The organism is Candidatus Edwardsbacteria bacterium, from assembly GCA_031082425.1.
Taxonomy (GTDB): domain Bacteria; phylum Edwardsbacteria; class AC1; order AC1; family EtOH8; genus UBA2226.
Window position 1 is genome coordinate 15,312 of record JAVHLB010000014.1, and the last position, 26,754, is coordinate 42,065.

The 26,754-nt window shown below is 55.3% G+C and carries 26 protein-coding genes; all 26 read left to right on the forward strand.

Annotated features, from left to right (window positions below):
- Positions 1-12 precede the first annotated feature (12 nt).
- The 26 genes from RDU76_11235 (at position 13) to fusA (ending at position 26,633) form a co-directional block, all read left to right on the forward strand.
- Entirely contained in the window at positions 13-1,593 is a 1,581-nt protein-coding gene (locus RDU76_11235; GenBank protein MDQ7799493.1) for a glycosyltransferase family 39 protein, read from the forward strand.
- Complete coding sequence (locus RDU76_11240) at positions 1,594-2,277, forward strand: glycosyltransferase family 2 protein (protein ID MDQ7799494.1); 684 nt, start codon at positions 1,594-1,596, stop codon at positions 2,275-2,277.
- Positions 2,274-3,860: a hypothetical protein gene (locus RDU76_11245; protein MDQ7799495.1), complete on the forward strand. Its 1,587-nt coding sequence runs from the start codon at positions 2,274-2,276 to the stop codon at positions 3,858-3,860. Before RDU76_11240 ends, RDU76_11245 begins: the two co-directional genes overlap by 4 nt.
- Positions 3,861-4,012: 152 nt before the next feature.
- A complete protein-coding gene (locus RDU76_11250; protein MDQ7799496.1) occupies positions 4,013-4,540 on the forward strand; it encodes a prepilin-type N-terminal cleavage/methylation domain-containing protein in 528 nt (175 codons plus the stop codon).
- A 1-nt stretch (position 4,541) separates the two neighbouring features.
- Positions 4,542-5,468 (forward strand): glycosyltransferase family 2 protein, encoded by a 927-nt coding sequence (locus RDU76_11255; GenBank protein ID MDQ7799497.1) that lies wholly within the window; start codon positions 4,542-4,544, stop codon positions 5,466-5,468.
- A gap of 106 nt (positions 5,469-5,574) precedes the next feature.
- The gene (locus RDU76_11260; GenBank protein MDQ7799498.1) at positions 5,575-6,747 is read left to right on the forward strand and encodes a 1-deoxy-D-xylulose-5-phosphate reductoisomerase; all 1,173 of its coding nucleotides are present in this window, start codon (positions 5,575-5,577) and stop codon (positions 6,745-6,747) included.
- Positions 6,748-6,751: 4 nt separating this feature from the next.
- Positions 6,752-7,423, forward strand: coding sequence for a site-2 protease family protein (locus tag RDU76_11265; GenBank protein ID MDQ7799499.1), 672 nt, complete (start codon positions 6,752-6,754; stop codon positions 7,421-7,423).
- A 29-nt stretch (positions 7,424-7,452) separates the two neighbouring features.
- A complete protein-coding gene (locus RDU76_11270; protein ID MDQ7799500.1) occupies positions 7,453-9,168 on the forward strand; it encodes an AMP-binding protein in 1,716 nt (571 codons plus the stop codon).
- A 47-nt stretch (positions 9,169-9,215) separates the two neighbouring features.
- Positions 9,216-11,981: a hypothetical protein gene (locus RDU76_11275; GenBank protein MDQ7799501.1), complete on the forward strand. Its 2,766-nt coding sequence runs from the start codon at positions 9,216-9,218 to the stop codon at positions 11,979-11,981.
- A 168-nt stretch (positions 11,982-12,149) separates the two neighbouring features.
- Positions 12,150-13,046, forward strand: coding sequence for a site-specific tyrosine recombinase XerD (gene xerD / locus RDU76_11280; protein MDQ7799502.1), 897 nt, complete (start codon positions 12,150-12,152; stop codon positions 13,044-13,046).
- Between the two features lie 27 nt (positions 13,047-13,073).
- On the forward strand, positions 13,074-13,454 hold the full coding sequence (locus RDU76_11285; protein ID MDQ7799503.1) for a RidA family protein: 381 nt from the start codon (positions 13,074-13,076) through the stop codon (positions 13,452-13,454).
- Positions 13,455-13,528: 74 nt separating this feature from the next.
- Positions 13,529-14,419, forward strand: a complete 891-nt coding sequence (locus RDU76_11290; GenBank protein ID MDQ7799504.1) for a diacylglycerol kinase family lipid kinase — start codon at positions 13,529-13,531, stop codon at positions 14,417-14,419.
- Positions 14,420-14,474: 55 nt separating this feature from the next.
- Positions 14,475-15,446 (forward strand): tRNA 4-thiouridine(8) synthase ThiI, encoded by a 972-nt coding sequence (locus RDU76_11295; GenBank protein MDQ7799505.1) that lies wholly within the window; start codon positions 14,475-14,477, stop codon positions 15,444-15,446.
- A complete protein-coding gene (locus RDU76_11300; GenBank protein MDQ7799506.1) occupies positions 15,443-15,883 on the forward strand; it encodes a DUF5683 domain-containing protein in 441 nt (146 codons plus the stop codon). The genes RDU76_11295 and RDU76_11300 overlap by 4 nt, the downstream gene beginning before the upstream one ends.
- Before the next feature lie 284 nt (positions 15,884-16,167).
- Positions 16,168-17,196, forward strand: a complete 1,029-nt coding sequence (locus RDU76_11305; protein ID MDQ7799507.1) for a potassium channel protein — start codon at positions 16,168-16,170, stop codon at positions 17,194-17,196.
- A 151-nt stretch (positions 17,197-17,347) separates the two neighbouring features.
- Positions 17,348-17,680 carry a hypothetical protein gene (locus tag RDU76_11310; GenBank protein MDQ7799508.1) on the forward strand — a complete coding sequence of 111 codons (333 nt, stop codon included), beginning with the start codon at positions 17,348-17,350 and terminating at the stop codon, positions 17,678-17,680.
- A gap of 21 nt (positions 17,681-17,701) precedes the next feature.
- Positions 17,702-18,940 carry an MFS transporter gene (locus RDU76_11315; protein ID MDQ7799509.1) on the forward strand — a complete coding sequence of 413 codons (1,239 nt, stop codon included), beginning with the start codon at positions 17,702-17,704 and terminating at the stop codon, positions 18,938-18,940.
- Positions 18,930-19,562: a dephospho-CoA kinase gene (coaE, locus tag RDU76_11320; protein ID MDQ7799510.1), complete on the forward strand. Its 633-nt coding sequence runs from the start codon at positions 18,930-18,932 to the stop codon at positions 19,560-19,562. Before RDU76_11315 ends, coaE begins: the two co-directional genes overlap by 11 nt.
- 75 nt (positions 19,563-19,637) lie before the next feature.
- Positions 19,638-19,868: a DUF4405 domain-containing protein gene (locus RDU76_11325; GenBank protein ID MDQ7799511.1), complete on the forward strand. Its 231-nt coding sequence runs from the start codon at positions 19,638-19,640 to the stop codon at positions 19,866-19,868.
- Between the two features lie 7 nt (positions 19,869-19,875).
- Positions 19,876-21,004, forward strand: a protein-coding gene (prfB, locus tag RDU76_11330; protein ID MDQ7799512.1) for a peptide chain release factor 2 whose coding sequence is annotated in 2 segments (ribosomal slippage) — positions 19,876-19,947 and positions 19,949-21,004 — 1,128 coding nt in all. Because the reading frame shifts where the segments join, the coding sequence is not laid out codon by codon here.
- A 106-nt stretch (positions 21,005-21,110) separates the two neighbouring features.
- Positions 21,111-21,347, forward strand: coding sequence for an Lrp/AsnC ligand binding domain-containing protein (locus tag RDU76_11335; GenBank protein ID MDQ7799513.1), 237 nt, complete (start codon positions 21,111-21,113; stop codon positions 21,345-21,347).
- 578 nt (positions 21,348-21,925) lie between these two features.
- Positions 21,926-22,222, forward strand: coding sequence for a hypothetical protein (locus RDU76_11340; GenBank protein MDQ7799514.1), 297 nt, complete (start codon positions 21,926-21,928; stop codon positions 22,220-22,222).
- The gene (locus RDU76_11345; GenBank protein MDQ7799515.1) at positions 22,219-23,133 is read left to right on the forward strand and encodes a nucleotidyl transferase AbiEii/AbiGii toxin family protein; all 915 of its coding nucleotides are present in this window, start codon (positions 22,219-22,221) and stop codon (positions 23,131-23,133) included. Before RDU76_11340 ends, RDU76_11345 begins: the two co-directional genes overlap by 4 nt.
- A 377-nt stretch (positions 23,134-23,510) precedes the next feature.
- Positions 23,511-23,885: a 30S ribosomal protein S12 gene (gene rpsL, locus RDU76_11350; protein MDQ7799516.1), complete on the forward strand. Its 375-nt coding sequence runs from the start codon at positions 23,511-23,513 to the stop codon at positions 23,883-23,885.
- Positions 23,886-23,941: 56 nt separating this feature from the next.
- Positions 23,942-24,412 carry a 30S ribosomal protein S7 gene (rpsG, locus tag RDU76_11355; protein MDQ7799517.1) on the forward strand — a complete coding sequence of 157 codons (471 nt, stop codon included), beginning with the start codon at positions 23,942-23,944 and terminating at the stop codon, positions 24,410-24,412.
- A gap of 142 nt (positions 24,413-24,554) precedes the next feature.
- Complete coding sequence (gene fusA, locus RDU76_11360) at positions 24,555-26,633, forward strand: elongation factor G (GenBank protein MDQ7799518.1); 2,079 nt, start codon at positions 24,555-24,557, stop codon at positions 26,631-26,633.
- The last annotated feature ends 121 nt before the right edge of the window (positions 26,634-26,754 follow it).

Sequence of the window (26,754 nt, forward strand, 5' to 3'; positions counted from 1 at the left end):
ATGGCAGGCGGGATGCGGATAAAAAAAAATGTTCTTTCATATCTGCTGCTGGGCTTGATACTGCTGAACGGCCTGCTGCTGAGGGTGGGCGGCCTGAACTGGGGTATCCCCCGGGCGCCATACTGGAAAGCCTATCATCCCGATGAAAGCGTGGCCTTCACCACCCTGCTGAAGATGTCCACCGCGGAGGAGGGGCTCAACCCGCATTACTTTGTCAATCCCACCCTGCACTACTACCTGATAGGTGCACTGTGGTGGGCGGCCCATACCGCAAAGTTCGTCCCCTCACCCAGGGAGATAATGGACGAAGCCTCCACGGTGACCCTGGATCACGTCGCCAGGATCTGGCTGACGGCCCGTTCCCTGAGCGTGGCTCTGGGGGTGCTGACCATCTGGCTGACCTACCTGCTGGGGCGGGAGTTCTTTAAAGACCAGATATATGCCCTGGCCGGGGCCTGGCTGGCGGCCGTAATGCCGACCATGGTGATACAATCGCACTACCTGACGGTGGACGGCCCGGTGGGATTCTGGTTCCTGGCGGCGCTGTGGTTGATCATCAAGGCTTTCAAGGATAACCGGCTTTGGATGTGGGCGGCCGCCGGATTGGTGGCGGGATCAGCGGTGGCCACCAAATACAACGCCCTGGCGGGCGTAGTATCGGTTTTCGGAGTTCTTTTGATCCGGCAGAAAATGAACCGCGACCAGCATATTGAAAAAGCGCCGATCAAAGTTTCCCTTTTTGCCGGCTGTCTGATCGCAGGATTCCTGCTGGGATGCCCGTATTCGGTGCTGTCCTTCGCCGAATGGGAGAACGGGATAAGCCGCCTGCTGGCTTACAACGATTTTGCCACCGACTGGCTGTATCCCTGGCTCTACATCAGCCGGCATTCCCTGGGCTGGCCGGGATGGATATTGTTCCTGGCATCCCTGCCAGCGCTGGTTATAAAGCCCGACAAGACCGGCCTGATCCTGGCGGCCGGCATCGTCCCGTATCTTTTGATCTACGGCTACAAGGCTTCGCCCTATATGCGGCACATGGTGCTGATAGTCCCTCTGATGGTGCTGCTGATCATATATGCGGCGGAAAAGGCCGGGAGATATTTTAAGCGCCGCAGTTTTTCGTTGATCGCCGGCCTGCTGATCCTTTTGACCTCCGGCTACGCCTTGGCCAACAGCCTGGCCTGGGTGAAGGTGATGTCCGGCCAGGACCCCCGGGAGGCGGCGGCGGAATACATCAAGCAGCATGTGCCTTATAACTCGATCATCGGACTGGCCGGCCGGCTGTGGTTCTACACCCCGCCCCTGGATGAGAGCCAGTATCAACTGCTGAGGCTGGATTATGATCCGGCCAAGCTGGAATATTTTCATCCGCCCCTGATCATCGTCAGCGAATACGAGTCCAAACAGTACGCCTTCTGCCGGGTGGCCCCCGAGGTGCGGGATGAGTTCTTCAGAGATCTCAAGGAAGATTACCGGGCCAGCCGGGTGTTCAAAAGGATCCCGCAGTGCTGGGGAATAAAATTCGAGGGATATCCCCTGGCCGACTGGAATTACTTCTACCCCGAGATAACCATTTACGAAAGGTCCTTTTAAATGAAGCTTTCCGTGATCATGCCGGTCTACAACGAAAAGGCCACCATCGAAAAGATAATCGCCCGGGTGCTGGCGGTGCCCATCGAAAAGGAGCTGGTGATAGTTGACGATTATTCCACCGACGGCACGCGGGACATCCTGAAGACCTACGAGGGCCGGCCGGGCATCAAGATTTCATACCATCCCTACAATCTGGGCAAGGGGGCCGGGATCCGGACCGGCATCCGGGAATGCACCGGGGATATCGTCATCATCCAGGATGCCGACCTGGAATACTCGCCGGAGGAATACCCCCGGCTGGTGGAGCCCATCGTGCGGGGCGCGGCCGACGTGGTCTACGGCTCCCGGTTCTACGGCACCCACCGGGTGTTCATGGTCTGGCATTACCTGGGCAACAAGTTTTTGACCGCCCTGACCAACGTCCTGTATAATACCATGCTGACCGACATGGAGACCTGCTACAAGGTGTTCCGCTCGGAGGTGATCAAGAACCTGGATCTCAGATCCTTCCGCTTCGATATCGAGCCGGAGATCACCGCCAAGATATTCAAGAACCGGAAACTGAGGGTCTACGAGATGCCCATCACCTACGACGGCCGGGATTACCACGAGGGCAAGAAGATCCACTGGTACGACGCCCTGCCGGCCATCTGGACCCTGATCAAATACCGATTTGTCAATTGATGGGCCGTAAGGAAAAAATACCCGCTCAAAAAGTGACCCCGGCCAAAGGCGGGTTTGATCTGTCGGGATGGGCGGCGAAGCATACCCGGTGGCTTCTGATCTCAGTTCTGGCGTTGTTCATTTTGATCTCCCTGCTGATGTTCGATCCCAAGCCTTTCGTGGGCGGCGATAATGCGGCTTATGTGTCGCTGTCCCGGTCGCTGGTCCAGGGCCAGGGCTTGAGCGAAATATGGACCCCGGAAGGGAAGGCCCATACCCAGTATCCCTTCGGGTTCCCTCTGCTGCTGTCGCCGATATCATTGCTGAAACTGCCCTATGCCTGGTACAAGCTGGTCCCCTGGCTGTCGGGCCTCTTGTCCCTGCTGGCTTTTTGGCTCCTGATGAAGGATGACAGTAAGGTTCTTTACATGGCGCCGGTCTGGCTGCTGGCCATCAATCCCTATTTTCTGGAATACACCCACTGGGTGCTGTCCGAACTGCCGTTCACCCTTTTTGTCCTGCTGACATTTCTGGCCCTGAAAAAATGGGAGAAGAGCGGGGGACACCTTTGGCTGGCCGGCGTCATTCTGTCCGCAGTCTTTGCCAATCATATCCGCAGCGCCGGGATCGCCCTGTATCTGGGGATCTTTATCTATCTGCTTTTTCAGAGGAAGTTCAAAGCATCGGCAATTTTCATGGCCGGTTGCATCGCGTTGACCATGCCCTGGGCCCTGCGCAACAGCCATTACGGAACATCGGGCGGATATCTGGAGCAGTTCCTGATGCGGGACCCCTACCAGCCGGAACTGGGATTGTTGGGGATCGGCGGACTGATACAGAGATTTTTTGCCAACCTCGAGATATATTCTATAAATGTTCTGCCCCGGATGATGTTTCCGTCGGTCGATGGCTGGGGGCTGTCCGGAGGCCTGGTGATATTAATGCTGCTGACGGTGATTCCGGCTGTTACGGCTTTGATCGTCAGGATCATCAAAAATACCAAAGGCTACGATTGGTTCGTTCTTATATATCTAGGGATGTCCCTGCTGTGGCCGGAGGCCTGGTCGGACATCAGATTCTTGCTGCCGCTGCTGCCGTTTTTGCTGTTCTACTTGGTTCAGGCTTACGGATATGCTATCTCCTTAGTTTTTAAGAGGGGATCTTTATGGCCGGCGGTGATGCTGTTATTCCTTATAGCCGCTGCAAATGTCTCAGCCGGCTGGAATATGATCGACAGCAACCTGAAGGCAGGGAATTATCACTCCCAGGATAAATATTCCGGCTACGATCCGGCTTGGCGCAGTTTTTTTGCGGCGACGGAGTGGGTCAAAGCAAATACCACGGAGAATAGCATTGTGGTCTCCCGCAAGCCGACGCTGTTCTACCTTGGCGCGGAAAGAAAAGCATATTGCTATCCGTTCACAACGCAACAGGATTCCTTGCTAAAGTCAATTGAAAAGGCCGATTATGTGATGGTGGAGCCGGTCAGCGGGACAGGGCAGAGGTTTTTGATCCCGGCCATCCAGTCATTATTGGATAAAAAATTCAAAATCATATACGCCAACGGCAACCCACCGACCTATGTGCTGCAGGTTATTAAGTGATTTTAAACCGAGAAGTTAAAAGCTGTCTTTTTAACCGCCAAGACGCAAAGAACGCCAAGTGAATTACTGGGGTTTTATCCTCAACTTTCGATCAACCATAAATCATGATTGCAGTATAATCATTCGTAGTTAATAATACGAAAGGAACAGGTGTGAAAAACTCAAAAGGTTTCTCGTTACTGGAATTCCTGATGTCGCTGTTCATTGTTTTTGTGCTGGCAACAATAGGGTATACGCAGTATGTCACCTCTTCTAAAAATGCCAACCAAGCGGCAATAATTGCCAATATGCATACCATACAGTTATGCACTGAAGATTTTTCTACCAGGGCTGATGGAGCTTATCCTGGCGATATTAATACGATGGTTTGTAAGGTTTCATCAAATTATCTCGATAGTTCGGTTATTGCGGGGACTAATAAACCGCCCTATCCGTTGAAAGCTTTGATTCCAGGTTCAACTTATAACCCTATTGACTCAACACATGATGCTGTAAGAAATGGTAAAGCACGCAAACCTGCCGGGTGTGTATATTACTGTGGATTGGATGCTTCTGGTAAACCGACAGGCGAAGGCAAGCCGGCTTTTGGTTATAAAATTACGGCCATGGGATATTATCGTCCACTAACAGATATTCTTACTTATCGCATTCCGAGTGAATGGGGCAAAGGGGATAAATAATATGACCAATATCAAACTTTCAATCGTAGTCCCGGTCTACAACGAACAGGAGAACATACCCAAGCTGTCAAGCCGGCTGACCCAGGTGTGCAATTCGCTGAAGGCGTCATACGAGATCCTGTTCGTAAACGACGGCAGTTCCGATGGAACGCTGGAGGCCATCAGAAGGGCCAAGGGGAAGGATCCCAACATCTCGGCCATAGACCTGGCCAAGAACTCAGGCAAGGCCCAGGCCTATACCGCCGGATTTGCCGAGGCCAAAGGGGAGATAGTGGTCACCATGGACGGCGACCTTCAGGACGCCCCCGAGGAGATCCCGAATTTCCTGAAAAAGATCGACCAGGGCTTCGACCTGGTGACCGGCTGGAAATACACCGGCAAGGGCAAGCGGTCGCTCTCCTCAAAATTATTCAACCATGTGGCGGGAAAGCTGACCAAGCTCTCCATACACGATTCCAACTGCCCATTCAAGGCCTATCGTTCCGAGGTGGTGAAGAACCTGAAGGTATATGGTGACCTTTACCGCTTCATCCCGGCCCTGGCCTACTGGAAGGGCTACCGGATCGCCGAGATCAAGGTGGAGAATTATCCCCGCCAGCACGGGGTCACCAAATACGGCGCCTCCCGGGCCCTGAGCGGATTCTTCGACCTGATGACGGTGGCCTTTCTCACCCAGTACATCAAGCGACCCCTGCATTTCTTCGGGCTGGCGGGACTGGTTTTCGGCACCATCGGATTTTTGATCGATCTGGTGATAGTGGTCATGGGTCTGATAAACGGCCGGGTGGGTCACCAGGCGCTGCTGCTGCTGGGGCTGGTGCTGATCATCATCAGCGTGCAGTTCATCTTCACCGGGCTGCTGGCCGAGATGCAGTTCCGGCTGTTCCAGGAGCAGGGGAAAGATATTCCGGTATATAAGAAATATTAAAGTGTTTAACCATATAAGATAATCTATCGGGCCCGTGGAAACGAGCATCTAACCTTGGATCCCTGCCTACGCGGGGATGACGCTAATTGTTATAAGGCTTTTACATTTGATCAAACAAAAGAAAATAATAATATTGGGCTCCACCGGGTCCATCGGCGCCCAGACCGTGGAGGTCATCAACAAATACCCCAAGCTATTTAAAGTGGTGGGGCTGGCGGCCAATTCAAGATTTGATTTGCTGCTTGGCCAGATAAAAAAGTTTCAGCCCAAAATGATCTGTATCGGCCCAGATCCGACAGGCATATCAGCCATAGACCATCCTCAAGCGCCTCTAAAGCTGGTTCGCGGCCCGGGAGGATTGAAGCAGCTGGCCTCATTGCCCGGAGCCGACCTGGTGGTCAACGCCCTGGTGGGCTCGGCCGGGCTGGAACCCACCCTGGCGACCATCGCTGCCGGACACGATGTGGCCCTGGCCAACAAGGAGACCCTGGTGGCCGGCGGGCAGCTGGTGATGCGGGCGGTGAAACTAAAAAAGATCCGGCTGCTGCCCATCGACAGCGAGCATGTGGCCCTGCACCAGTGTCTGGACGGGCGGGATCCGGCAACCGTCAAGAATCTTATCCTGACGGCATCGGGCGGGCCGTTCCGCTCGCATTCCTCAAAGCAGCTGCACTCGGTGAAGGCGCACCATGCCCTCAACCATCCCACCTGGTCCATGGGGAAAAAAGTGACCATAGATTCGGCCACTTTGATGAACAAGGGGCTGGAGATGATCGAGGCCCATCACCTGTTCGGCATCCCGCCGGAACGGATCAAGGTGGTGATCCATCCCGAGTCCATCATCCATTCCCTGGTGGAGTTTTGCGACGGCTCTATAATCGCCCAGCTCTCGACCCCGGACATGCGCCTGCCCATCCAATACGCCCTGACCTATCCTGCCAGGCTGCCGTCGCTGGCAAAGGACTGCCGGCTGGATGAGCTGGGCCAGCTTACCTTTCACCAGCCGGACAGGATGACCTTCAAATGTCTGGACCTGGCCTACCGGGCCATTGAGTGTAACGGCGTCATGCCGGCGGTGATGAACGCCGCCAACGAGGTGGCGGTGGAATATTTCCTGGACGGCAGGATAGGCTTCATGGATATCCCGGCGGTCGTAGAAAAGACCATGTCCGGTTTTCCGGCGGGCAGCCGGGTCAACATAGACAACATCATCAATGCCGACAGCCATGCCAGGGCCAAGGCGGAAAAGATCATAAAATCAAGCATCAACAAAAAATAGAGACATGGAAACATTTTTAGGTTTATTGCTGGCGATACCGCCGATACTGTTCGCCATCACCGTACACGAAGTATCGCACGGTTGGGTGGCGTTCAAGAGGGGCGACCCCACCGCGTATCTGATGGGCCGCCTGACCCTGAATCCGCTGAAACACCTAGACATCTTCGGCAGCTTCATCTTCCCCGGGATGCTGATACTGCTGAAGGCGCCGTTCGTGTTCGGCTGGGCCAAACCGGTGCCGGTCAATTTTCTGGCCTTGAAAGAACCCAAGAAGGACATGATCTGGGTGTCACTGGCCGGCCCGGTCAGCAACCTGATCCTGGCCGCCGCCAGCGGTCTGCTGTTCCGTCTGTTGCACCCCTTTTATGAGGGGCCGGGAACCGCGCTGTACCCGGTGATGATGATCCTGTTCTATCTGGTGCTGGCCGATTCGGTGCTGGCGGTGTTCAACCTGATACCCATTCCGCCGCTGGACGGCTCCAAGGTCTTGGCCGGTCTGCTGCCGGGGAAATTGTCCCTGAGATACCTGAGCCTGGAGAAATACGGCATGTTCATCTTCATCGGGCTGATCATCCTGATGCAGGTGACCCGGATAAACATCCTGTCTTACCTGCTTCTGCCGGCATCCTTCATGGCCAGTTTCTTGGCCGGTCCGGAGATATTCAGTTTCCTGTGAAAAATCAAAGAGAACCTTGGGAGGATGATATGGAAACCTACAGCAACAAGCATTATCCGGTAAGGGAGGGGCTGGGCCTGATCACCATCAAGGGGATGCTGGCCCGTTCGGCCGGACTGTATCCCTACAAGACGGCACTGCAGATCAGGCGGGGCTCCGATTTTTACAAGGTCACCTACAAGGACCTGAAAGAGCGGACCGAACAGCTGGCTTCGGGGCTGGCCCAAAAGGGCATCAAGCACGGCGACAAGGTGGCCATCATCGGGGAGAACTGCCCGGAGTGGGTGGAGAGCTATATCGCGGTGGCCAGTCTGGGGGCCATCCTGGTGCCGCTGGACACCCAGCTGAAGGCCCAGGAGATCCGCCACATCCTGACCGATTCCGAGGCGGTGGCCCTGATCGCCTCCAATAATTTCAAGGAGGTGACCGACGAGGCCACCGGCAAGCTGCCCAGCCTGAAGCAGACCTTTTCCATGAACAACCTGTCAAGCCTTTACGAGCCGCCCGAGCCCAAGACCCTCAAGCGGCAGGTGCAGCTGGACGACCTGGCGGCCGTCATCTACACCTCGGGCACCACCGGGCAGTCCAAGGGGGTGATGCTCTCCAACCGGAACATCATGTCCGACGTGGACGGGAGCTACCAGGTATTCGACCACGATCATCACGACAATTTCATCTCGGTGCTTCCCCTGCACCACACCTTCGAAGCCACCGCCGGGATGCTGGTGCCGCTGTACGTGGGCGCCACCATCACCTACGCCCAGTCCCTCAAGTCACGGGACATCATCAACGACATCCGGGACAGCCAGGCCACCATGATGGTGGGCGTCCCCCTGCTGTTCGAGAAGATGTACCAGGGGGTGATGAGGGCGGTAAAAGAAAAACCCCTGCTGACCCGGATGGCCTTCTCCACCTCCAACGGGATCGTCAAATCCATCAAGTCCCTCACCGGGAAAAAGGCCGGGGGCAAGGTGTTTCATTCCCTGCGGGAGAAGGCCGGGATGTCCAGCCTGAGGCTGCTGGTCTCGGGCGGAGCGGCCCTCAATGTCGAGGTGGGAAAGGGCTTCGAGACCCTGGGATTCGAGATCGTCCAGGGCTACGGCCTGACCGAATCCTCCCCGGTGCTGACCATCAACACCGTCAAGAATCCGGACCACGCCTCGGTGGGGGCGCCCATCACCTGCGTGGAACTGAAGATACTGGAGCCCGACGCCAACGGCATCGGCGAGATCGCGGCCAGGGGGCCCAATATCATGCTGGGCTATTACCGGAACCCCAAGGCCACCGAGGCGGTGATCAGGGACGGCTGGCTGCTGACCGGAGACCTGGGATACATCGACCAGCGGGGCTGCCTGTTCATCACCGGCCGGGCCAAGAACCTTATAGTCTCGGCGGCCGGCAAGAACATCTACCCCGAGGAGATCGAAGCTCAGCTGCTGGCCAGCCCCTATATCGCCGAGGTGCTGGTGGTGGGCGAGAAAAATCCCCAGACCGACCGGGAGGAGGTCCATGCCATGATCTATCCCAATTACGAGGCCTTTGACGAATATGCCGCCAGACACAAGATGACCATGGACACCGCCCAGATAGAGAAGATCCTGAAGGATGAGGTCAAGCACCAGTGCGGCCACCTGGCCGATTACAAGCGGGTCAAACACTTCTCCGTAAGGGAGGAGGAGTTCCCCAAGACCACCACCCGCAAGATCAAACGCTACCTGTTCGTGGGCAAGAAGGTCAACGTCTAAACGAAAAACGATAATATAATCTCCCAAATATCGGAGGCAGGAAAAGTATGTTGTTCGCCAAAAAGAAGGAAGACAAGGCTCAGGCCAATCCCCTGGAACAGATGAAGAAGGAGGAGGCCGAGGTCATCGCCCAGGTGGAGCAGGGCCGCCGCAGCTACACCTCCCTGGACCAGCTGATAGCCGAGCGCAAGAAAACCATGGACGAGATAAACTCCCGCCTGGCCGAGTCGCTGGGCGAGGAGATGTCCATGTCCCAGAGGATGGACGATGCCAAGGCCAAGCTGGACGAGGTCAACAAGAAGCTGGATGAGAGGTCCAAGGAGGATTCCAACCTGGCCACCAAGATCTGGGAGAAGCGGGCCGAACTGCTCAACGTCAACCAGCAGATGGACGAGGCCAAAAAGACCGCCGATGCCGCAGTCCAAAAGAGCGAATCCCTGCAGGCGGACATCATGCTGCTGGAACAGCAGGCGGCCGAAGGCCAGAGCCAGGCGGACAAATGGAAGAAGGAGCTGGTGGCCCTGGAGAAGGAGATCAGCCAGAAGCGCCAGGAACAGGAGACGGTGGTCTCCCAGTTCGCCGAGAAGGAAAAGACCCTGGCCGAGTTCCAGGAACGGCGCCAGTCATTGCTGGACCAAGAGAAGGAACTGGGAGGGGCGGTGGAGGATCTCAATGCCCGGATGAAGGAGCTTCAGGTCAAGATAGACCAGGCCCAGGACAAGCAGGCCCAGATACTTTCGGACCTGACGGCGGCCGAGCAGGAGAAGAACGATCTTTTATCCCAAAGCGAATCTTTCAAGTCGGAGACCAAGCAATTGGAGGAGACGGTCAACCTCCTGAAGACCCAGAAAGAAGAGCTGGAAAATGGTATCGCCGAGATCAGGAGCTCCGAGGCCCAGGTGGTGGAGCGCCACGAGAGCCTGAAAAAGGAGGAGGATGCCATAAGGGAAAGGCTTGAGGGTCTGACCAAGCAGGAGGCCAGCGTCTCCACCAAGATGGAGGCGCTGAACGGCGGCCTCAAGGAGGCCGAGGAGAAACTGCAGGCCGTGGTCAAGGAGCAGCACGAGCGGAAGCAACAGCTGGACAAGCTGTCCGAGGAACTGGCAGCCAAGGGAAAGGATCTGGCGGAGAAGCAGGGCCGTCTGGAGGAGATCGAGCTGGATATCGACCTGAAGGCCGAGGAGCAGGCCAATGCCGCCAAATCCCTGGAGGAGGTCCAGGCCGGAGTTTTAAGGGCCGAGACCGAACAGGCGGAATCCCAGCAAAATATACAAGAATTGAACCAGGCCATAGAGGAAAAACAAAAACGGGTGTCCGAGCTGGAGCAGGAGGAGGCCCAGAAGCAGCACGAGGTCGAGGCCATCCGCGAACTGGAGACCAGCCTGAACAATCTAAAACAGCAGATATCCCAGGCCGAGGCCAGGCGCGACGAGATCAGCACCCAGATCCTGACCTCCGAGGAGAAGGTGCCGGAATTGCTGTCCAGCCAGAAGGAGCTGGAGTCCCAGGTGGAGAAACTGGCCAAGAAAGAAGAGAAGCTGGCCCAGAAGGTGGAAGAGCTGGAAGGCAAACGCAACCAGCTAAAGGAGCAGAACGAAGAATTGGCCGGCCAAAAGAAGGGGCTGGAAGAGGGTCTGAAACAGCTGGAGGAGCAGAGCCGCCATTTGGACGATATCCGGAAGCAGGTGGAGGATCTGGAGAACCAGCGCAAAGAGGCGGACGGACAATTGTCTGAACTTCGCGGCCAGAAGGAGCAGGTGGACGAGGAATACAAGCGGAAACAGGAGCAGCTGGGTAATTTCCAGAACGAGGTGAGATCGCTGGAGGATAAAAAGGCCGAATTGGAGAACAGCCACGGCCAGCTAAAACAGGAAATATCCCAGATGGAGCAGCAAAGGAACCAACTGCAGGAATTCCTGTCCCAAAAGCAGGACCTGAGCCGGGAGGCCGAGGAGATCAAGTCGAACATCGCAACCCTGCGGACCGAACTGGAGACCTCGCAGCAGAAGGTGCAGGAGCTGCGGGAATCGGAACAGCAGCTGTCGGCCAGCGTCCATGACAATCAGAACGACCTGAGAAGTCTGGAAAAGGCTGTGGAGAAGAAAAGGGCCGAGGAGGAGGAGATAAAACAGCGGATCGCCAATGCCGAAAGGTCCAACCAGGAGATCATGGCCCTGATGAACCAGATAGACGACAGGAAACAGCAGATGGGCGAACTGGAACAGCAGGTGGCCCTGCTGCAGCAGGAGGAATCCCGGCTGCTGCGGGAGCGGGACGAGAGGGAAAAGCTGGAGGCCCGGCGCAAGGAGGAGGAGAGGGCGGCCTTCCTCCGGATAAAGGCCAAGGGACGTCCGGTGACCGGACTGTCGCAATCAGGTCCTGTTTCCAAACCGGCGGAAACCACAGTTCAGGAAAAGGAAGAAGAACCAGAGGTTCAGGAGAAACCCCAGCCTGTGGCCACCAAACAGCCGATGCCGCTGATGGCCAAACCCAAGCTGGCTCCCATCAAAACCGCCCAGGAGGCTCATCCGCCCTCATTGCTGCCGGCCAGGGAAAGACCCCTGCTGCCCAGACAGCCTCTGCTGTCCCCCAGGCCTGAGGAAAGACCGATCCCCAAGGCGGCTTTGGCCCTCAAACAGGCGGTCAACCCCTTTGCCAAGCCTGCCCTGACACCCAGGCCGGCGCCGGCCCCGTTGCTGAAAAAGGAGACCCCTTCGTCCGATCATCCTTTGTTAAAACCGCCGGCCCACAAGTCACTGCTCAAGCCGGCGGCCGATAAGGACAAACCGGCCAAGGAGATCACTTTCGGGTAATAGCTGACGCCAGAGGGGCTCAATGGAACGCGCTTGCCCGCTCGTGCCACAGGCAGACCCGCCTATAGGTGCTCCCCTGCGGTGGCGGGCTATATGGACTACTTGCTTATGGCGGGGATTGAACGGACAATTGCGGATTAACACGGATCAAATTATTTAAGGATTATTTTGAACAGCAATCCCGAGATACTGGACAGGTTCCTGGGGCATCTGGCCGTGGAGCGCGGTCTGGCCGGGAACAGCATCGAGGCCTACTCCCGGGACCTGCGCCGGTACCTGGATTCCCTGGAAATCCAGGGGATAACCGATCCCTCAAAAATTCTCCGCAGCCATATAGCCCAATTCCTTTCCCAACTGGCGGGATACGGGCTCTCTCCCGGCAGCCTGTCGCAGAATATTTCGGCGGTGAGGGGGTTTCACCGCTTTTTGGTCGGAGAGGGACTCTGCAAAACCGACCCCACCGAGAACCTGGATTCGCCCAAACTGGCCAAGAAGCTTCCCGATGTGCTGGACACCAATGAGATCGAATCCCTGATGTCCCAGCCGGACACCTCGGCACCGCTGGGCTTAAGGGACCGGGCCATGCTGGAGGTGATCTACGCCTGCGGCCTGCGGATCTCGGAACTGCTGGGCCTTAAAAGGTCCGATCTGGCCTTCGACCAGGGATACATCCGATGCTTCGGCAAGGGATCGAAGGAGCGGGTGGTGCCCATCGGTAAGACCGCCCGGCACTGGACCGAAAGATACCTGGAGGGCTCCCGCCCGGTATTGATCAAAAAGATCGCCACCGACGTGCTGTTCCTGAACAACCGGGGGAGGTCGATGTCCCGGATGGGTTTCTGGAAACTGCTGAAAGCCTATGCCCAGAAGGCCGGGATCAAGAAGCGGGTGCATCCCCATATTTTAAGGCACAGCTTTGCCACCCATCTGCTGGAGGGCGGGGCCGACCTGCGCTCGGTGCAGGAGATGCTGGGACATGCCGATATCTCCACCACCCAGATTTACACCCATGTGGACCGGGAGTATCTGAAGGAAGTGCACCGGCAGTTCCATCCCAGAGGATAATTTAATAAATAATATAAGGAGCATCCCATGCGTCAGATAATCAAAACCGACAAGGCCCCGGCGGCCATCGGGCCCTATTCCCAGGGCATCGAGTTCGACAGCAAACTGGTCTTCACCTCCGGGCAGATCCCGCTGGACCCCAAGACCGGCCAGCTGGTGGTGGGCGACATCAAGGTCCAGACCAGGCAGGTGCTGGAGAATCTGAAAGCGGTGCTGGAGGCCGGAGGATCCAACCTTAAAAAAGTGATCAAATGCACTGTGTTCCTGGCCGACATGAACGACTTCGCCGCCATGAATGAGGTTTATGGCGAATATTTCAACCAGGCCCCGCCGGCCCGCTCGGCCTTCCAGGTGGCCCGGCTTCCCAAGGACGCCAGGATCGAGATCGAAGCGATCGCGGAAATCTAATTAACCACAAAGACACAAAGGCACAAAAAGATCTGCTTGGTGTCTTAGTGCCTTGGTGGCAAAAAAGGCTCAACATGCTGAGAACCAAAGTCATCTTCAATCCCAAGGCCCACGGGGGCGAGGCGGCCGGGCATCTGGAACAGGTCAAGGCCCTGCTGAAGGCCGCCGGCGTCAACTTCGAGCTGTCGCTGACCGACCGGGAGGGCGACGCCCGGAAGCAGGCCCGGGAGGCGGTGGAGCGTGGTTTCAAGGTGATCGTGGCCTGCGGCGGGGACGGGGTGGCCGGCGAGGTGGCCGGGGCGCTGGTGGGCAGCCAGGCGGTGTTCGGAATGATCCCCCTGGGCTCGGGCGACGATCTGGCCAAATCGCTGAACATCGGCCGCGACATATCCCAGGCCGTCAGCCACATCAAGCAGCACCGCACCAGGATGATTGATGCCGGGGTGGTCAACGGCTGGTACTATTTCAATTCGCTGGGCATCGGGCTGGATGGCGAGGTGATTATAGAAAAGCAGAAGATCAGGGGACTGCGGGACCTGAAGCTATATCTGCTGGCCACCGTCAAAGCATTGATGCGCTACCAGGGCCAGCGGATCAGCCTGGATTTCGGGCTGGGCAAGGTCTGGGTGGAGGCTCTGCTGGTGGAGATCATGAACGGGCGGAGCGTGGGCGGCGGCTATATTTTGACGCCCCAGGCCGAGATAGACGACGGCTGGCTGGACCTGTGCATCATCCACAAGCTGACCTGGCTGGAGTTCTTCCGGCACGTGCCCAAGACCTTCCAGGGCAAGCATACCCATCTCAAGCAGATCGTGATGGGCCGGACCCAGAAGGTGGTGGTGGAATCGGAGCATACCATGGCCGCCCAGGTGGACGGCGAGCTGTGGCCCAAGAGGGAGAAGCGCTACGAGGTGTCGATACTGCCCAAGGCGGTGGAGGCCATCGTGGGGGATCATAAATGGTAAAATTATCTGTTAGGGATAAATTGACTGATATAAAAACCCATGAGGTTTACGGCTGGTGAAAGCACTTTCCCTTCTCTCCGGCGGGCTGGACAGCATCCTGGCCGCCCGGGTTGTCATGGAGCAAGGCATCGAGGTGATCGGGGTCTGCTTCGTCACCCCCTTCTTTGGGCCGGAGAATGCCCGGAAGGCGGCCAGGGCGCTGGGCATCAGACTCATCGAGCACGATTTCACCGAGGAGTACTTCGCCATGATGAAAAGCCCCCGTTACGGCTTCGGGGGAAACATGAACCCATGCATCGACTGCCACGGCCTGATGCTGAAGACCGCCCACGGTCTTTTGGAAAAATTCGACGCTTCATTCCTGATCACCGGAGAGGTGCTGGGCGAGCGGCCCATGTCCCAGACCCGTGGCGGTCTGAACGCGGTGCTTAAATTATCGGCCGACCGGGACCTGGTGCTGCGCCCCCTGTCCGCCAAGCTGTTGGAGCCCACCAAGCCGGAACGGGAGGGCTGGGTGGGCCGGGAGAAACTTTATGACTTTTCCGGCCGGGGCCGCAAGCGCCAGGAGGAGCTGGCCAAAAGCTTCGGGATAAAGGATTATCCCCAGCCGGCCGGGGGCTGCCTGCTGACCGAGGAAAAATATTCCCAGCGCCTGCAGGAGCTGATCTCCCACGAGGGGCTGAACCGTGATGATGCGGAACTTTTAAGCCTGGGCCGCCATTTCCGGCTGGGGGAGAAGGTCAAGATGATAGTGGGCCGCAACCGGTCGGAGAACCAGCGGCTTTTAGATCTGGCCGGAGGCCAGGATACTGTCATTCGTCCGGCGGAGAATATCAAAGGCCCGGTGGGGATCATCCGCGGTGAGATGTCCGAAGAAATAATGCAGACCGCCGGAAAGATACTGGCCAGATACTGCGATAAGCAGGAGGACCAGGCGGTGGGGATAAACATCTACCGCAACAAAGAAAAGGAAGGCCTCACAGTGATGAAGCCTCGGGAGGATTTTGTTTTGAAGTGGCAGATATGAAGATCAGAAGGATATTGTTCTGGGCGGCCGTGGTGGCGGTGATGTCCCATCAGCTGCCGGCCCAGGAAAAAAATGAGGGAAAGAAGCCCCACCGTTCGCCGCTGTTGTCGGTGTGTTTCTCGGCGGCCCTCCCCGGGGGTGGGCAGCTTTACACCCAGCAGTACCTGAAGGCGGCGATCTTTGCCGGAGGCCTGGGATACCTGGGATACTGCTACAACCGGGAGGATCAGGCGGCCATAGGGAATCCCATTCAGGACGATTACAATTACCATAACCAGCGGCGGCGCAATTACAAATGGTGGTTCATCGGCATCTGGACCCTGTCGCTGGCCGATGCCTACGTCGACGCCCACATGTTCAAGTTCGACCAACACAGCGAGCCGGAGCTGTCGCTGCAGGTGACGCCGGGGTCGGTGGCCCTGGTCAAGCGATTTTGAACGTTTTTTCAGGCGGGGTCTTGTATTAGATGCCAGGGGACTTTTCCCACGCTTGTCCGCGCGGGCCACAGGCGACCCGCCTATATGTACTCCCCTGCGGTGGCGGGCTATAGATGCTAACTTGATAATGGCGGGAAACACACCAAAAGCTCGAAAATTAACCGGGCAATATAAAAATCAGTAAGAACCTTAATGCCTTGGTGGCTAAAAAGCCGAATTAGAGATCTATGTTTTTGTGGTTTTACCTTTAATTAAAAAAGCGAATAATACTTGATCGTACGGATATGAACAAAGAATTCAAAAAAATAATCTGGCCGATCGTCTTTATCGCCCTGCTGGTGATATTGTCGTCATTCCTGCTTTACGGGCTGGCCCGGATGGAGGGCCAGGAGATCACCCTGCTGAAGAGCCTGTACATGGTGGCCATCACCATCTCCACCATCGGCTACGAGGACATGATCGGCACCCAGGGCAGCCGGCTGCTGACCGTGGTCAACATCGCCCTGATCTTCATCTACATGATCGGGGTGGCCTATGCGGTCTCCAACTTCACCGCCTTCCTGATAGAGGGCCGGCTGAACAAATTCTTCCAGTTGCGAAAATTACATAAGAGGGTAAAAAGAATGGACAAGCATTACATCATCTGCGGAGCCAAGGATATCGGGGTCTATGTGGCCCGCGAGCTCAAGGAGACCAAGCGGCCCTTCGTGGTGATCGACGAGAATCCCCACGTGCTGGATGCCATCCGCAAGGAGATCCCGGACGTGGTGGCGGTGGAGGGCGACCCCACCGATGATAATGTCCTGCTGGAGGCCGGGATCAAGAAGGCCCAGGCCCTGATCGCGGCCCTGGAGAGCGACAAGGAGAATCTCTACCTGGTGGTGGCGGCCAAGGACCTCAACAATGACATCAAGATCGCCTCGCGCTTCAACAACCCCGCCACCCGGCACAAATTCGTCAATGCCGGGGCCTCCTACCTGGTCTCCCCCAACATGATCGGCGGGATGCGGATCGCCTCGGAACTGGTCCGTCCGGTCACCGTGTCCTTCCTGGATACGATGCTGCGGAGTAAAAAGCACGATGCCATGCGGGTGGAGGAGTTCCAGGTGCCCGGGAATTCCGGCTTCATCGGCCGGACCCTGCTGGATGTGCACCAGGAGACCGGGGTGCTGGCGATCTCGGCCAAGCGTCCGGGCAGCGAGGATTACGATTACAATCCCGATCCCCTGATGAAGCTGGTGGCCGATATGGTTTTGATCTTCATTACCACGCCGGATAAGAGGATTCTGCTGGAGGAGAAGCTTTCCCGGTGAAATGCAATGCGCTTCAACCGCTTGGTGATGAATATTTTAAACCCCGGCAAAAGAATGGGAAAATGCACCGTTGGTTCCGGCTGGTTCAAATTCGGCGGCATAGAGAACTAGAGAATAACAGAACCCTAAATCCATTTAGCAGGTTACTAAAATGAGACAGTGGATAATCCTCCTGACCATTATTCTGTTTTTGTTGCCGCCGGGGCTTATCGCCCAGAAGGATTCGATCGCGGCAAAAGTGCCGGCCATGCAGGCAATGCCAGATTCCGCCGCCCCAAAGCCCGCCCCGGCTAGTGCCTCGGCAGGTGTGATCGATTCCAGCGATGAATATAATTTCCTGGAGTTGTATTATTACGGACCCGACTACCAAGGTATTTACGACGTGTACGACCCCTGGGACATCTATCCCGACCAGGAGGGCGATTCCCGGGAGCGGGATAACGACAGCCGGGACAGCCAGGAGCGGGATGCCAGGGAGGAGTGATGAGCCGTTAGGGCTTATAATATGCTCACCAGATTGTTCGGTTTCTATGCGGCCTTCAATAAAAAAGAAAGGCTGATATTCTGGCTGATCCTGCTGTCCTGCGTTTTCGACGGAATGACCCAGGGGGTGCTCCTGCTGCAGGAGACCATAGCCAAGAAAGCCCTGGCTGCCAGCGATTTGCAGATATCGGTCATCGGATTGCTGGCCAACGCCACCATGCTGCTGTCGCTGGTGGTCAGCTTTTTCTTCAGCAACCGCAGCAAGAAATGGATCCTGATCCCGGGGATGATATTGGGCCGGCTGATCTTCATCCTGGCCTTCCTGCTGGAAGGGGCCAACCTTTTCCTGTTATTGCTGTTCTTTTACTATTCCCTGTATGCCGTGCAGGGCCCCATAATAAATTCGTTCTATCAGAGGCACATCGCCCAGAAAAAGGGCCAGGTGTTCGGCCTGACCCGGATGGTGCTGATGGTCTTCTCCATGGCCACCTCCTTGATAGTGGGAAGCCTGCTGGATCTTTCCCCGCAGCTGTACAAGCCAATCCTGATGAGCATCGCCGTCACCGGGGGGATCACCTACCTGCTGTTCATCATCATAGACTCGCACATCGCCTACCGCCCGGAATCAAAATACCGGATGAGACGCACCGTCCGCGACCTGAAGGTAATGTTCAAGCGCACCGATTTTTTGATGTTCGAACTGGCTTTCATGACCTACGGGATGGCCTTCATGGTGATGGTTCCGGCGGTGCCGCTATTCATGCTTAATCAGCTGAAATTCAGCTATTCCCAAATGGCCCAGGCCAAGGGGGTGTTCGCCCAGATATTCATGTTGGCCCTGATGCCCCTGGCCGGGATGATATTCGACCGGATAAATCTGTGGAAGATAGCGGCCATCTCCTATGCCATCATGGTGGGATACCCCCTGCTGATGCTTCTCTCCAGCCTTTATCAAAGCCGGACACTGGCCTATGCCAGCCTGTGCTTCTTCTCTCTGGGCCTGACCGGCGTCGTCATGCTGTGGAACCTGGGCTCCCTGCACTTTGCCGGAAGCCGGGACTCCCTGGTGTACCAGGGGCTGCACGTGACCCTGACCGGGGTCCGGGGATTCCTGGGCCCGCTTTTGGGATATTACCTGCTTTCCCGGGTAAGTTACCAAGCGGATTTTATTTTGGCCATGATCCTGTTCACCGGAGCCTCGGGGATGAGCCTCTATTTCAAAAATAAATACAGCCAAGCATCGCTAAAATATGGGAAATAACAAAAAACAGGCCATAGTTATCGGCCTGACCGGCGGAGCCGGTTCGGGCAAAAGCACTGTGGCCCAAGTGTTCCAAAGGCAGGGGGCCTGCGTCATTGATGCCGATAAGCTGGGGCATCAAATGCTGGATAAAAAATCACCCTGCTTTGCCAAAGTTGTAAAAGCCTTCGGCCCCGGCATCTTGTCGGGCAAAAGCAGCATCGACCGCGGCCGGCTGGGCGAAATGGTCTTCTCCGATCCGGCAAAGCTGCGACGTCTGAACCGTATCCTGCATCCCGCTCTGTTAAGGGAGATCGATAGAAACATCCGTCTCGGCCGGAAAAAATATTCCGCCAGGCCGATAGTGGTTGACGCCGCCCTGATCGTGCAATGGGGCCTGGAGAAAAAGCTGGACCGATTGGTGATGGTGGATTCCCGCAAAAAGCTCCGATTGTTCAGGGTGATGGACCGGGGAGTCCCTAAAGACAGGGCTTTGAGAATATTGGCCTCCCAGATGCCGGTCTCTCAAATAAAGAAAAAGGCTGACATCGTAATCCCAAACAACGGCACCATCGTGCAGCTGAAGGAGAAGGCGGCCCTGGCCTGGAGGAGGTTGACGGAGGGAAATGTCATCCTGAAGTAAAAAAAGGTTGAATTGTCCGGCCCTTTTATCATAAAATAGATGCCGGCCCCTGATCAACAACGGGAGGATGGTAAAATGAACAAGATGGATTGGCTGAAAAAGATCAATCCGGTATTATTCCTGGTTTTCTTGGTCCAGGCGGCGACAGGGGTGATCTACTTCCTGGTCGGCAGCGAGATGCTTGGGGTGATCCATCTGTTCGGGGGATTTTTGATGATCTTGATCGCCGGCATCCATCTGGTTTTAAACTGGACCTGGGTAAGATCGAACTACTTTAAAAAGAAAGCACTAACAGACAAAGGATGATACCGTTTTGACAATAGAGGAATTGAAAAATAACGGCCAGATTGCTGATGAGAACATAAAGAACCTGCGGAGGTATCTTTGACCTGGACCGGTTGGAAAAGGAGCTGGCAGAATACGAGGCCAGAATGTCGTCCCCGGATTTTTGGAACGACAATATCAAGGCCAAGCAGGTCATAGCAGAGGCCAACCGACGCCGGGAATGGATAGATCCCTGGAGGGAGCTTAGAAAAAAGTGCGATGATGCGGCCACCCTGCTGGAGCTGGTGGATGAATCGGACGGCGAATCCCTAAAAGAGATCCATGACGACCTGGGCTCCCTGGAAAAAGGGATTGAGGCCCTGGAGTTCCGCCATATGCTGCGGGGAGAGGATGATGAACGAAGCGCTATATTAACCATCCACCCCGGGGCCGGAGGGACCGAATCCCAGGATTGGGCCGAGATGCTGCTGCGGATGTATACCCGCTGGATGGAGCGCAACGGCTACCAATATAAGGTGATCGATCTGCAGCCGGGCGACGAAGCCGGAATCAAAAGCGTTACGGTGGAGGTGACCGGAAGATATGCTTTCGGCTACCTAAAGGCCGAGATCGGCGTTCACCGACTGGTCAGGATATCACCCTTCGACTCCAACAAACGTCGCCATACTTCGTTCGCCTCCACTTTCGTCTACCCCGAGATCGACGATGACATCAAGGTGGATATTCCTGAATCAGAAATTAGGATAGACGTTTACCGGTCCGGCTCGGCCGGAGGACAGAATGTCAACAAGGTGGAAACGGCCATCCGGATGGTTCACATCCCCACCGGGATCGTGGTCTGCAGCCAGAACGAGCGGTCCCAGCACCAGAACCGGATCAACGCTATGAAGGTGCTGCGCTCCAGGCTATATCAGCACTACAAAGCCGAGGATGACAAGAAGCGCCAGTCGCTGGAGGCCACCAAGACCGACATCGCCTGGGGAAACCAGATCCGATCCTATGTTTTCCATCCCTACAGCATGGTCAAGGATCATCGGACCCTGGAGCAGACCGGAGATGTGAAAGCGGTGATGGATGGGGAGATCGACCGGTTCATAAACGCCTATCTCAAGCGGGGCGGCAAGTTCGACAAGGTGGAATCCGGGGATGACCTCTGACCGGATAGGTTTTTTGAACCACAAAGAGCATAAAGGACACAAAGGTTTTAATGTTTTTAACTTTAATAAAGACCCAAAATCAAAATAATGGAAGGAGGTGTGTTGAATGGTAGCAGCTTATGAGTTCATCAATTGCGATGCCGGCAAAGCCGAACTGGTGGTCAGGGCCCTGCGCAAGATCAAAGGGTTGAAGCAGGCTCATGTGGTGACCGGGCTTCATGACATCATCGCCTACGTGGAGGCCCCCACCATGAAGGACCTGACAAAAATGATCATTTCCAGGATCCAGGGGACCAAGGGCGTCGGCCGGACCGTCACCTGCATCGTGGTCAACGGCAACTAGTTTTATCTGCTTTTTAAAAGGGCCGTCCGCTAGGGCGGCCCTTTGGCGTTGCATAACCCGTTAATATTATTAATAAGGAAGCATGCCGCCATCATCATCATGATAGTGCTGATAACCTTGTTGATGGAGAACACGACCATGGAAGCAAAGATGATCACCATGATGATGGTGCCCAATATAAAGGTAATGCTAATTATAAAAAAGAGCTTGACATTGGAACAATAATATGTCATAATCTCGGTAGATAATAATAAATACCGAGGAAATGACATATGGGTTATCGAGCTATTGAAAGAATAAAAAAGCAATTTCCGAAGCAAGCGTATTTTACCAGAGCCGATGCCATTAAGAAGGGTATACATTGGGAAAATATTCGCCAAATGGTCGATAAAGGCGAGGTAGAACATTCTGCTCGTGGAGTATATGGTTTTGTAGGTGCTGAAGTTACAGAGAATGATTCCTTTGCGCGAGCAGCTATAACTGTACCTCGAGGAGTGATATGCCTAATATCTGCCCTTAGGTTTCACGGCATTACCACCCAACTGCCTTCATATGTCTGGATGGCTATAGAAAACAAGATGTGGAGACCTAAACAAGCCGGCATAGGGTTTCAACTGGTGTTCCTCTCGGGTGAATCCTTTACCTCGGGTGTCGAAAATCATGTTATCGAAGGCGTAAATGCCCGAATCTACAGCCCCGCCAAGACGGTGGCTGATTGTTTCAAGTTCCGCAACAAGATCGGCCTGGACGTGGCCCTGGAGGCCCTTAAGGAAGGTCGGAGGACCCGCAAGTTCACCGCCGACGAACTGACCAAATACGCCCGGATCAACCGGGTGCTTAATGTGATCAAGCCTTATATGGAGGCGGTGTTTTGAGCAAAAAGCCGGTGACCGACATCGGCGCTTCGGTGCGCGAGCGCCTTAAGCAGAAGGCTGACAGCTTGGGCTACGATTTCCAGTTTATTCTTACCACTTACGCCCTGGACCGCTTGCTTTATCGTCTTGCCTGTTCTAAATATCATGACCGATTCATTCTAAAGGGCGCTCAGCTTTTTAATGCCTGGTACCATCAGCCGGTCAGGTCATCAATGGATGCTGATATGCTGGGAAAAGGGGATAGTGATGTCTCTATTTGGGTCGGCATATTTCGGGATATATGCCGGGTCGAAGTCGAGCCCGACGGATTGATTTTCTTGCCGGATACGGTTCTCGGTATAGAGATCAGCGAAAATTTAGAATATCAAGGCGTAAGGATAACTTTGATTGCCGGGCTTTCCGATGCCCGTATACATTTGCAGATAGATATCGGCTTCGGTGATGCAGTATTTCCACCGCCTGAAAAAATAGTACTACCATCTTTATTGAATCTTCCAGCAACCAGCGTCAAGGCCTACACACCGTATACGGTGATCGCCGAAAAGTACCAGGCCATGGTAGATAAGGGACTAGCCAATGGTCGGCTAAAGGATTATTACGATATCTGGTACATATCCCGGCACAGCAAACTAGACGGGTTAAGTCTTTCCAAATCAATAGCGATTACCTTTAATAGAAGGAGAACGAAATTGCCGGAATCTTTGCCGGAAGGGCTGGGCGACTATTTTGCGGAAGATAACGCCAAACGGCGCCAGTGGACGGGATTTCTCAAAAAAAGCAAGCCGAATGAAACGTGTGAATTGGATGCAGCCATCAAAGAAATCCGAATGTTGCTTATGCCGGTGGTTGAATCATTGGTTGAAAAGAAACCATTTAATAAAGTATGGCATGCGGGACAAGGTTGGCGCTGAATGTCCAATTAAAAAGGTGTTTAAGAATATTTTAAAGGCCGTCCGACAAGGGCGGTCTTTTATTGTCTGTTACTATTCTATAAACCTTAGGGATGGTCTCAAGCCATCCCCTACAGATAGAAAAAGGCAAACAACCCATTGTGTAAAAACCCGTCAACCACTCGCATGAAACTGCTGGGCCAAATTTTTTTTAAAAATATTAAATATTTTTATTTTAGGGATTGACATTTTATATGAAATCTTATATAATATCAATTCTTTAGGAAAACTTTTATGTATGCCATCTTCTTGTCTTATTAAAGAAAGTAGGACAGGACATGGGGAATTTTGCTTTTAATCCCCGGCAGCATCAACGGAAAATCGGTTAAGGAGATCCCATGCCGACCATCAACCAACTGATCCGACACGGTAGAAAAACCAAGTCCAAAAAGACCAAGGCTCCGGCTCTCAAGAACTGTCCCCAGAAGCGCGGGGTCTGCACCAGGGTCTATACCACCACCCCCAAGAAGCCCAACTCGGCCCTGCGCAAGGTGGCCAAGGTCCGGCTGTCCAACGGCATCGAAATATTGTCCTACATCCCCGGCGAGGGTCACAACCTGCAGGAGCACTCCATCGTGATGGTGCGGGGCGGCCGGGTCAAGGACCTGCCCGGCGTGCGCTACCACATCGTCCGCGGGACCCTGGACACATCGGGGGTGGATGGCCGCAAGAGAAGCCGCTCGCTGTACGGCACCAAACGCGCCAAGAAATAATTTTTTCCACAGCAACATTTCAAAAGTAAAAATATAACACCGAGACTGGTATAAAAATGCCGAGAAGAAAAAGAGTCATAAAACGGGAACTGCTGCCCGATCCCAAATACCACGACACCATGGTCACCATCTTCATCAACAACCTGATGGAGAGGGGCAAGAAGAGCATAGCCGAGCGTATCTTCTACAACGCGGTGGAGATCGTGGAGAAGAAGACCAAGGCCTCGGGGATCGACGGCTTCAAGCAGGCCCTGAACAACATCAAGCCGGTGCTGGAGGTCAAGCCCCGCCGGGTGGGCGGCGCCACCTACCAGGTGCCGGTGGAAGTAAAGCCAGAGCGCCGGACCGCACTGGCCATCCGCTGGATGATCGCTGCAGCCAAGTCCCGTTCCGAGCAGACCATGCGGGAGAGGCTGGCCGGAGAGATACTGTCCGCCATCAAGAACGAGGGCGGCGCCATCAAGAAGAAAGAGGACGCCCATAAGATGGCCGAGGCCAACAAGGCCTTTGCTCATTACCGGTTCTAAAATCAGCTTTAATATCAGGTGAATTCAATAGACTAATGAACAACCTGTCGCCATTTTACATCGCATATCACATCTGATCGGCGGATCGATATTCCGGCCTCCTGATCGATGAAATTTCAGGCGGCGGGAGATAGGAAACAAATTGGCTCAGGAATCATTAAATAAGACCAGGAATATCGGCATCATGGCCCATATCGATGCCGGTAAGACCACCACCACCGAGCGGATACTTTATTTTACCGGCCGGGTCCATCGGATCGGCGAGGTCCACGACGGGGCCGCCACCATGGACTGGATGGAGCAGGAGAAAGAACGCGGCATTACCATCACCTCGGCCGCCACCACCTGTTTTTGGAAAGAACATCGGATAAATATCATAGATACCCCGGGCCACGTTGATTTTACGGTCGAAGTAGAACGCTCTTTGAGAATATTGGACAGCGCCGTGGCGCTGTTCTGCGCCGTGGGCGGAGTGGAGCCGCAAAGCGAAACGGTATGGCGACAGGCCGACCGATATCACATTCCCCGGATAGCCTTTATCAACAAGATGGACCGGGTGGGGGCGGACTTCGACGACGCGGTTTCCATGATGCGGGAGCGGCTGGCCGCCAAGGCAGTGCCCCTCCAGATGCCCATCGGCCGTGAGGAGGCCTTCAGCGGGGTGGTGGACCTGGTGACCATGAAGGCCATGACCTTCGACGACAAGGGCGAGAAGGTCCCCGAGACCGGTCCCATTCCGGCCGACCTGGCGGAGGCCGCCCAGAAATACCGGGACAATCTGGTGGAGCAGGTGGCCGAGTTCGACGAGGAGGCCATGCATGCCTATCTGGACGGCCGGGAGATAACCCCGGAGATGCTGAAACGCTCCATCAGAAAAGGCACCCTGGAGATCAAGATATTTCCGGTATTGTGCGGGGCCTCGTTCAAGAACAAGGGGGTTCAGCTGCTGCTGGATGCCATCGTGGACTACCTGCCGGCCCCCACCGATCTTCCGCCCATCACCGGCATCAACCCCTATACCAGCCACAAGGAAGAGCGGCACGACAGCCCCGACGAGCCCCTGGCCGGCCTGGTGTTCAAGATAGCCACCGATCCCTATGTGGGCAAGATCTCCTTCGTCCGAATCTACTCCGGGATCCTCAAGGCCGGCGAGACGGTATACAACAGCAACCTTGACAAGCGGGAACGGGTAAGCCGGATACTGATGATGCATGCCAACAAGCGCGAGGATGTGGAGCAGATATCGGCCGGAGACATCGCCGCCTTGGTGGGGCTGAAGGAAAGCCGCACCGGGCATACCATCTGCGACAAGACGCATCCCCTGGTGCTGGAAGCCATGAAATTCCCGGATCCGGTGATAGCGGTGGCCCTGGAGGCCAAATCCAAGGCCGATCAGGACAGGATGGGTCTGGCCCTGGCAAAACTGCTGGAGGAGGATCCCACCTTCAGGGTGAAGACCGACGAGGAGACCGGCCAGACCATCATCTCCGGCATGGGTGAGCTTCATCTGGAGATAATCGTGGACCGCATGCTGCGGGAGTTCTCGGTGCAGGCCAATGTGGGCAAACCACAGGTATCCTACCGCGAGACCATCCGCAAGTCGGTCACCAGCAACATCAAATTCGCCAAACAGACCGGGGGCCACGGACAATTCGCCCATGTGGTGATACATGCCGAGCCCAGGGAGCCCGGGACCGGATTCGAGTTCGTCAATTCCATCATCGGCGGCAACATCCCCAAGGAATTCATACCCTCGGTGGAAAAGGGGGTCAAGGACGGTCTGGAATCCGGTGTGCTGGCGGGATATCCGGTGGTGGATGTCAAGGTGGAGCTGACCGACGGCTCTTATCACGAGGTGGATTCTTCGGACATGGCCTTCAGGATAGCCTCTTCAATGGCGGCCCGGGATGCCCTGCAGAAAGCATCATCAGTTCTCCTGGAACCAGTTATGGATGTGGAAGTGGTGGTCCCCGAAGTCTACATGGGCGACGTGATCGGAGACCTTAGCGCCCGCCGGGGCAAGATTTTGGGGCTGGTGAAACGCAAGGATGCCCAGGTCATAGCCTCGATGGTCCCCCTTTCCGAGATGTTCGGTTACGCCACCAGGCTGAGGTCCCTCACCCAGGGAAGGGCCATCTACACCATGCAGTTCCATCATTACGAGGAAGTTCCCCGGTCGATATCCGAGGAGATAATGGAGAAAAACGGAAGCCGGCGCTAATCACGCCAGTTGGCAAAGCAAGATATTAAGAGGAAAAATTTACCAGAATATAAGGAGATTCCAGGTATGGCCAAAGCAAAATTCGAGCGAACCAAGCCGCACGTAAATATCGGGACGATCG

Bases quoted from the DNA above. Each gene is read 5' to 3' on its own strand.
- RDU76_11235 (MDQ7799493.1), top strand. From the start codon at position 13: ATGCGGATAAAAAAAAATGTTCTTTCATATCTGCTGCTGGGCTTGATA.
- RDU76_11240 (MDQ7799494.1), top strand. From the start codon at position 1,594: ATGAAGCTTTCCGTGATCATGCCGGTCTACAACGAAAAGGCCACCATC.
- RDU76_11255 (MDQ7799497.1), top strand. From the start codon at position 4,542: ATGACCAATATCAAACTTTCAATCGTAGTCCCGGTCTACAACGAACAG.
- RDU76_11265 (MDQ7799499.1), top strand. From the start codon at position 6,752: ATGGAAACATTTTTAGGTTTATTGCTGGCGATACCGCCGATACTGTTC.
- RDU76_11270 (MDQ7799500.1), top strand. From the start codon at position 7,453: ATGGAAACCTACAGCAACAAGCATTATCCGGTAAGGGAGGGGCTGGGC.
- RDU76_11275 (MDQ7799501.1), top strand. From the start codon at position 9,216: ATGTTGTTCGCCAAAAAGAAGGAAGACAAGGCTCAGGCCAATCCCCTG.
- RDU76_11285 (MDQ7799503.1), top strand. From the start codon at position 13,074: ATGCGTCAGATAATCAAAACCGACAAGGCCCCGGCGGCCATCGGGCCC.
- RDU76_11290 (MDQ7799504.1), top strand. From the start codon at position 13,529: ATGCTGAGAACCAAAGTCATCTTCAATCCCAAGGCCCACGGGGGCGAG.
- RDU76_11300 (MDQ7799506.1), top strand. From the start codon at position 15,443: ATGAAGATCAGAAGGATATTGTTCTGGGCGGCCGTGGTGGCGGTGATG.
- RDU76_11305 (MDQ7799507.1), top strand. From the start codon at position 16,168: ATGAACAAAGAATTCAAAAAAATAATCTGGCCGATCGTCTTTATCGCC.
- RDU76_11310 (MDQ7799508.1), top strand. From the start codon at position 17,348: ATGAGACAGTGGATAATCCTCCTGACCATTATTCTGTTTTTGTTGCCG.
- RDU76_11315 (MDQ7799509.1), top strand. From the start codon at position 17,702: ATGCTCACCAGATTGTTCGGTTTCTATGCGGCCTTCAATAAAAAAGAA.
- coaE (MDQ7799510.1), top strand. From the start codon at position 18,930: ATGGGAAATAACAAAAAACAGGCCATAGTTATCGGCCTGACCGGCGGA.
- RDU76_11325 (MDQ7799511.1), top strand. From the start codon at position 19,638: ATGAACAAGATGGATTGGCTGAAAAAGATCAATCCGGTATTATTCCTG.
- RDU76_11335 (MDQ7799513.1), top strand. From the start codon at position 21,111: ATGGTAGCAGCTTATGAGTTCATCAATTGCGATGCCGGCAAAGCCGAA.
- RDU76_11340 (MDQ7799514.1), top strand. From the start codon at position 21,926: ATGTGGAGACCTAAACAAGCCGGCATAGGGTTTCAACTGGTGTTCCTC.
- rpsL (MDQ7799516.1), top strand. From the start codon at position 23,511: ATGCCGACCATCAACCAACTGATCCGACACGGTAGAAAAACCAAGTCC.
- rpsG (MDQ7799517.1), top strand. From the start codon at position 23,942: ATGCCGAGAAGAAAAAGAGTCATAAAACGGGAACTGCTGCCCGATCCC.